Here is a 6,438-nt window from a genome sequence, read left to right as displayed (position 1 = left end):
CCAACTCCACCGAGTTCGACTCCGCCACCGCGCACCCGGTCATCTCCACCATGGCAGAGCATCGACATCGTGGCCGCCCGCCCTGACCGCGAGGGCCGCCGGAGCGCGCTCGCACAGACCCAGGCAGGGGCTGCGCTCGACGCCGACGCCGCTGCCGGGCCCGAGGCGGGCCTCGACCCCGGCACACAGCTCCGCCGCGCCCGCCGCCGCGCACGCGAGGTCCGTGCACACGTGCAGCACGGTCGCGGGGCGCGGTTTCACCGAGAACATCGCGTAGAAGGTCGCGACCCCGTACGCCTCCGCCGGTGGCACGGTCAGCCTGCGGCACAGGTAGTCGAGCGCGCCCTCGCTGATCCAGCCGATCCGGTCGTTGACGGCGTGCAGCCCCGGCAACAGCAGGTCGCGGCGTTCGCGCGCCTCCCGGCCGCCGCGCGCCCACCTGAGGTCGGCGGCCCTCATCTCATCGCGCGCGGCGCCTTCCCACGAGGACTCCGGAGGACCGAGCAGCGCGTCGATCGCCGCCCGCTCCTCGTCCGTCGGCTTGCTGTCACCGAAGTGCAGATCCACCACATCACCTCACTTGAGTCGCGACCGGCAGCCTCTCGATCCGGATGGCCGACGCCTTGAACTCCGCCGTCCCCGCGATCGGGCAGTTTGCTTCGATCGTCAGCTGGTTGGTGTCCACCTCGTCGGGAAAGTGCATGGTCATGAACGCAAGGCCGGGCCGCAGCGCGGTGTCGATCCACACCGGTGCCACGACGGATCCCCGGCGCGAGGAGATCTGGACCTCCTCGCCCACCACGACCCCGTAGTGCTCGGCGTCCTCCGGGCAGAGCTCGACGTACTCGCCGCGCCGCAGCGGCGAGGCGAAACCGCCGCTCTGCACCCCGGTGTTGTACGAGTCGAGCCGCCGCCCGGTGGTGAGCCGGATCGGGTACTCCTCGTCCGTCAGGTCCACGGGCGGGTCGTGCTGGACGATCCCGAACGGCGCGGGCCGGCCGCGCTCGGCGGGGTCCGCCGCCCACAACCGGCCGTGCAGATAGGTGGGTTCGATCCGCCCGATGTCGGGGCAGGGCCACTGGATGCCCTGGTGCTCCGCCAGACGTTCGTACGTCATCCCGTAGTGGTCCGGCGACACCGACCGCAGCTCGTTCCAGACGGCCTCGGCGTCCTCGTACTTCCATGCGTGCCCGAGGCGCGCGGCGAGGTCGCAGAGGATGTCGATGTCCTCGCGGGCCTCACCGGGCGGAGTCACCGCGGCGCGTACCCGCTGCACGCGCCGCTCGCTGTTGGTGGTGGTGCCCTCGGTCTCCGCCCACCCGGCGGTCGCGGGCAGCACGACGTCCGCCAACTGGGCGGTCTTCGTGAGGAAGATGTCCTGCACGACGAGGAAGTCGAGGGCACCCAGCCGCCGTACCGCCTGTTCGCTGTCGGCCTCCGACTGCGCCGGGTTCTCGCCGATGCAGTAGACGGCCTTGAGCGTGCCCTCCTCCATGGCCTCGAACATCTCCGTCAGGTTCAGCCCGTAGTGCGGCTGGATGACGGTGCCCCAGGCGGACTCGAACTTCAGCCGCGCCTCGGGGTCGAGGATGTCCTGGAAGCCGGGGAGGCGGTTGGGGATGGCGCCCATGTCTCCGCCGCCCTGCACGTTGTTCTGCCCGCGCAGGGGCTGGAGCCCGGAGCCGTGGCGGCCCACGTGCCCGGTCAGCAGGGTCAGGTTGATCAGCGCGCGGACGTTGTCGGTGCCGTTGTGGTGCTCGGTGATGCCGAGGGTCCAGCACAGCTGGGCGCGCTCGGCCCGTGCGTACGCGTGCGCCAACTCCCTTATCGCCGCCGCCGGTACGCCCGTCACCTTCTCGGCGAGCGACAGCGTCCAGGGCTCGACGAGCGCCTTGTACTCCTCGAAGCCGCTGGTCGCCCGCTCGATGAAGGCGTGGTTGGCGAGGCCCGCGTGGATGATCTCGCGGCCGATCGCGTGCGCCATCGGGATGTCGGTGCCGACGTTCAGACCGAGCCAGCTCTCCGCCCACTCGGCCGTGGACGTACGGCGCGGGTCGACCGCGTACATCCGGGCGCCGTTCCTGATCCCCTTCAGCACGTGCTGGAAGAAGATCGGGTGTGCGAAGCGGGCGTTGGAGCCCCACATCACGATGAGGTCGGTCTCCTCGACCTCCGCGTAGGAGGAGGTGCCGCCGCCGGAACCGAAGGCGGCGCTCAGGCCCGCGACGCTCGGGGCGTGACAGGTGCGGTTGCAGGAGTCGACGTTGTTCGTGCCCATCACGACCCGGGCGAACTTCTGGGCCACGTAGTTCATCTCGTTGGTCGCGCGGGCGCAGGAGAACAGGCCGAAGGCGCCGCGGGCGGCACCCAGTCCCGCCGCCGCACGGGTCAGGGCCTCGTCCCAGGTGGCCCGCCGGAAGGGCTCGTCGCGTGAGTCACGGACCAGGGGGTGCGTGAGCCGGGCGTAGATCTTCGATTCACGTTTCCTCATGCGGCGCTCCTCAGCGCGAGCAGGTCCGAGATCGCGTGGACGGTGCGCAGGGTGGGCACCTCGACGCCGGTGATGTCCGCCAGCTCGACGACCGCCGCCAGCAGTACGTCCAGTTCGAGCGGCTTGCCGCGCTCCAGGTCCTGGAGAGTGGAGGTGCGGTGGTCGCCGACGCGCTCGGCGCCGGCCAGCCGCCGTTCGATGGAGACACCCACCTCGCAGCCGAGCGCCTCGGCGACCGCGAGCGTCTCGGTCATCATGATCTCGATGACCTTGCGGGTACCGCCGTGCAGGCACATCTGCCGCATCGTCGCGCGGGCCAGCGCGCTGATCGGGTTGAAGGAGATGTTGCCGAGCAGCTTGAGCCAGATGTCGTTGCGCAGAGCCCGTTCGACCGGGCACTTGAGGCCGCCTGCCGTCATGGCCTCGCTGAACGCCGTGCACCGCTCGGACAGGGAACGGTCGGGCTCGCCGATGGAGAACCGGGTGCCTTCCAAGTGCCGTACGACGCCCGGTCCTTCCAGCTCGGTCGCGGCGTACACGACACACCCGATGGCCCGTTCGGGCGCGAGCACCGCACTGACCGCGCCGTCCGGGTCCACGCTCTCCACACGGTGGCCGTCGTGCGGGCCGCCGTGCCGGTGGAAGTACCACCAGGGGATGCCGTTCTGGGCGGCGATCACCGCCGTGGTGTCGTGCAGCAGAGGCTCGATCAGCGGCCCGCACGCCGCGTACGAGTTGGCCTTCAGGCCGAGCAGGACGTAGTCGACCGGGCCGACCTCGGCCGGGTCGTCGGTGGCATGGGCGCGCGCGGTGAAGTCGCCGCGCGGACTGAGGACTTGGACTCCGTGCTGCCTCATGGCCGCAAGATGCGGTCCACGGGCGATGAGGTGCACATCGGCGCCGGCGCGGTGCAGCGCGGCGCCGACGTAGGCGCCGATCGCACCGGCGCCGAGAACGGCGACTTTCACTGTGGCTCGCTCCGTTCGGTCGAGGGTACCGAGGAACTGCCGAACTCTGTCGACGAAATATTGTCTACAGTATGGAACTTGAGGCGGCAAGGCTTCGCGCAGCACCTCGACGGGCCGCCGCGAGGACCCGTCGACCGTTCGTCGCGCGCTGGATACCGCTCACCGCATACCGTCGAGGAGTTGGTGTCGAACGGCTTCACAACCGGGCAACCGCTTCCTATCGTCCGGGATCATGAGTCCCCCCGTCGCGCCACCCGGCTGGAGCCGCTGGCTCGTCCCGCCCGCCGCACTGTCCGTCCACCTCTCCATCGGCCAGGCGTACGCCTGGAGCGTCTTCAAGCCGCCGCTCGAATCCGCGCTCGGCCTCAGCGGGACCCAGAGCGCGCTGCCCTTCCAGCTCGGCATCGTCATGCTCGGGCTGTCCGCCGCGTTCGGCGGCACCCTCGTCGAGCGCAACGGACCGCGCTGGGCGATGACAGTCGCCCTGGTCTGCTTCTCCACCGGCTTCCTGATCGCCTCGCTCGGCGCCGCCACCGAGCAGTACTGGCTGATCGTGTTCGGCTACGGCTTCGTCGGCGGCATCGGCCTCGGCATCGGCTACATCTCGCCCGTGTCGACCCTGATCAAGTGGTTCCCGGACCGGCCCGGCATGGCCACCGGTATCGCGATCATGGGCTTCGGCGGCGGTGCGCTCATCGCCTCGCCGTGGTCCGCGCAGATGCTGAAGTCCTTCGGTTCCGACTCCTCCGGCATCGCGCTCGCCTTCCTCGTGCACGGGCTGTCGTACGCCGTCTTCATGACGCTCGGCGTCCTGCTGGTGCGGGTGCCGCGCGGCGACAAGCCGCCGGTCAAGGCCGGACCCGCGCCGCTCGACGGGGTGCAGGTGTCCGCGAACAGCGCCGTGCGCACCCCGCAGTTCTGGTGCCTGTGGGTCGTGCTCTGCATGAACGTGACCGCGGGCATCGGCATCCTGGAGAAGGCCGCCCCGATGATCACGGACTTCTTCGCGGACACCTCCACCCCGGTGTCGGTCTCCGCCGCCGCGGGCTTCGTGGCACTGCTCTCGGCCGCGAACATGGCGGGCCGGATCGGCTGGTCCTCCACGTCCGACCTGATCGGCCGCAAGAACATCTACCGCGTCTACCTCGGCGTGGGCGCGATCATGTATCTGCTGATCTCGCAGTTCGGGGACTCCTCCAAGCCCCTGTTCATCGTCTGCGCCCTGGTGATCCTGTCCTTCTACGGCGGCGGTTTCGCGACGGTTCCCGCCTACCTGAAGGACCTCTTCGGCACCTACCAGGTCGGCGCCATCCACGGCCGGCTGCTCACCGCCTGGTCCACGGCCGGCGTCCTCGGCCCGCTGATCGTCAACTGGGTCGCGGACCGCCAGAAGGAGGCGGGCAAGCACGGTGCGCAGCTCTACGACACCTCGTTCCTGATCATGATCGGGCTGCTGGTCGTCGGGTTCGTCGCCAATGAGCTGGTGCGACCCGTCCATGCCCGCCACCACATCCCCGCCCCGAGGGAGGCCGCCGATGACGACTCCGTCCAGCCCCAGCAGTCCGCCTGACCTCCCCCACTCTCGGCTTCGCTCGAGCGGGGGGACCCACATTCCACTGATCGCCTTCGCCTGGCTGTGGGTGGGCGCGCCCCTCTGCTACGGCCTGTACGAGCTCGTCCTGAAGGCCAAGCAGCTGTTCACGGGGTGACGCCCGCTGTACGGACGTGCACGGGGCGTGTGTGCGGACGTTGGCAGGACGTCCGAAGGTCTGACAGAAGCCGACAAGCCTGACGCCGCTTTCCTGTGGCAACACCTGCCGTCGTACCCACGAGTCACTGATCAGACTGGAGGATCCCCCTACCCAAGGCAACGAGGGAGACCCCCCAATGAACGGCTCACGCATCGCGGCCGTCGGCCACTACCAGCCCGCCAAGGTACTCACCAACGAGGACCTGGCGGGCCTGGTCGACACCAGTGACGAGTGGATCACGAGCCGGGTGGGCATCCGCACGCGCCACATCGCCGGTCCCGACGAGCCCGTCGACGAGCTGGCCGCGCACGCCGCGGCCAAGGCACTCGCGGCGGCGGGTCTGACCTCGGGCGACATCGACCTGGTGCTGGTCGCGACCTCCACGGCGATCGACCGCTCCCCGAACATGGCCGCCCGGGTCGCCGCCCGCCTCGGCGTGCCCTCCCCGGCCGCGATGGACGTCAACGTGGTCTGCGCGGGCTTCACGCACGCGCTCGCCACCGCCGACCACGCCGTGCGCGCGGGGGCGGCGACCCGCGCCCTCGTCATCGGCGCGGACAAGATGTCCGAGGTCACGGACTGGAGCGACCGTACGACCTGTGTCCTCGTCGGGGACGGGGCGGGGGCCGCGGTGGTCGAGGCCGCCGCCCCCGGCGCCGAGCCCGGGATCGGGCCGGTGCTGTGGGGATCGGTGCCCGAGATGGGGCACGCCGTGCGTATCGAGGGCACGCCCCCGCGGTTCGCGCAGGAGGGGCAGAGCGTCTACCGCTGGGCGACGACACGGCTCCCGGCGATCGCCCGGCAGGCCTGCGAGCGGGCCGGGCTCGCGCCCGAGGACCTCGCCGCGGTCGTTCTGCACCAGGCGAACCTGCGCATCATCGAACCCCTCGCCGCGAAGATCGGCGCCGTGAACGCCGTCGTCGCGCGCGACGTGGTCGACTCCGGGAACACCTCCGCCGCCAGCATCCCGCTCGCCTTCTCCAAGCTCGTCGAACGCGGCGAGATCAGCGCCGGCGACCCGGTGCTCCTCTTCGGCTTCGGCGGCAACCTCTCGTACGCGGGACAGGTCGTCCACTGCCCCTGACGTGCGCTGACACCCGGATGTGACGTGTCCGACTCTCCCCGGACCTGGCCATGGTGCGCCGTAGACTGTAGACGAAAGACAATCGATACTGTCTGCTGACACCTGTTTTCCGGTGACGGCGACGGTGGCGGTGACGGGATGGCT

At 70.3% G+C, this 6,438-nt stretch carries 5 protein-coding genes and 1 pseudogene; 3 read left to right on the top strand and 3 right to left on the bottom strand.

Translation table 11 applies throughout. From position 1 onward, the window contains the following. Positions 1–75: 75 nt before the first annotated feature. The 3 genes and pseudogenes from ABZ656_RS02405 to ABZ656_RS02395 form a co-directional block, all read right to left on the bottom strand. Positions 76–567, bottom strand: a pseudogene (locus ABZ656_RS02405) (NAD(P)H-dependent oxidoreductase subunit E); the annotation flags it as partial. A 4-nt stretch (positions 568–571) separates the two neighbouring features. After that, on the bottom strand, positions 572–2,491 hold the full coding sequence (locus ABZ656_RS02400) for a molybdopterin-dependent oxidoreductase (RefSeq protein WP_360263713.1): 1,920 nt from the start codon (positions 2,489–2,491) through the stop codon (positions 572–574). Beyond that, the gene (locus ABZ656_RS02395; protein WP_101401891.1) at positions 2,488–3,459 is read right to left on the bottom strand and encodes a 2-dehydropantoate 2-reductase; all 972 of its coding nucleotides are present in this window, start codon (positions 3,457–3,459) and stop codon (positions 2,488–2,490) included. The genes ABZ656_RS02400 and ABZ656_RS02395 overlap by 4 nt, the downstream gene beginning before the upstream one ends. Positions 3,460–3,691: 232 nt before the next feature. Between ABZ656_RS02395 and ABZ656_RS02390 the strand changes: the two genes are divergently transcribed. The 3 genes from ABZ656_RS02390 to ABZ656_RS02380 all read left to right on the top strand — a co-directional run bounded on the left by ABZ656_RS02390 (position 3,692) and on the right by ABZ656_RS02380 (position 6,294). Next, positions 3,692–5,029: an OFA family MFS transporter gene (locus ABZ656_RS02390; RefSeq protein ID WP_360263710.1), complete on the top strand. Its 1,338-nt coding sequence runs from the start codon at positions 3,692–3,694 to the stop codon at positions 5,027–5,029. Beyond that, positions 4,995–5,168 (top strand): hypothetical protein, encoded by a 174-nt coding sequence (locus ABZ656_RS02385; protein WP_180362173.1) that lies wholly within the window; start codon positions 4,995–4,997, stop codon positions 5,166–5,168. The genes ABZ656_RS02390 and ABZ656_RS02385 overlap by 35 nt, the downstream gene beginning before the upstream one ends. 178 nt (positions 5,169–5,346) lie before the next feature. Further along, a complete protein-coding gene (locus ABZ656_RS02380; RefSeq protein ID WP_101401893.1) occupies positions 5,347–6,294 on the top strand; it encodes a beta-ketoacyl-ACP synthase III in 948 nt (315 codons plus the stop codon). Positions 6,295–6,438 lie beyond the last annotated feature (144 nt).

The sequence above is a fragment of the Streptomyces sp. NPDC007095 genome, assembly GCF_040634475.1.
Lineage (GTDB): Bacteria > Actinomycetota > Actinomycetes > Streptomycetales > Streptomycetaceae > Streptomyces.
The sequence above is the reverse complement of the archived record's forward strand: the minus strand, read 5'-3'. Positions and strand labels throughout refer to the sequence as shown.

Coding starts and splice junctions, on each gene's coding strand:
- ABZ656_RS02400 (WP_360263713.1), bottom strand. CDS start 2,491: ATGAGGAAACGTGAATCGAAGATCTACGCCCGGCTCACGCACCCCCTG.
- ABZ656_RS02390 (WP_360263710.1), top strand. CDS start 3,692: ATGAGTCCCCCCGTCGCGCCACCCGGCTGGAGCCGCTGGCTCGTCCCG.
- ABZ656_RS02385 (WP_180362173.1), top strand. CDS start 4,995: ATGACGACTCCGTCCAGCCCCAGCAGTCCGCCTGACCTCCCCCACTCT.
- ABZ656_RS02380 (WP_101401893.1), top strand. CDS start 5,347: ATGAACGGCTCACGCATCGCGGCCGTCGGCCACTACCAGCCCGCCAAG.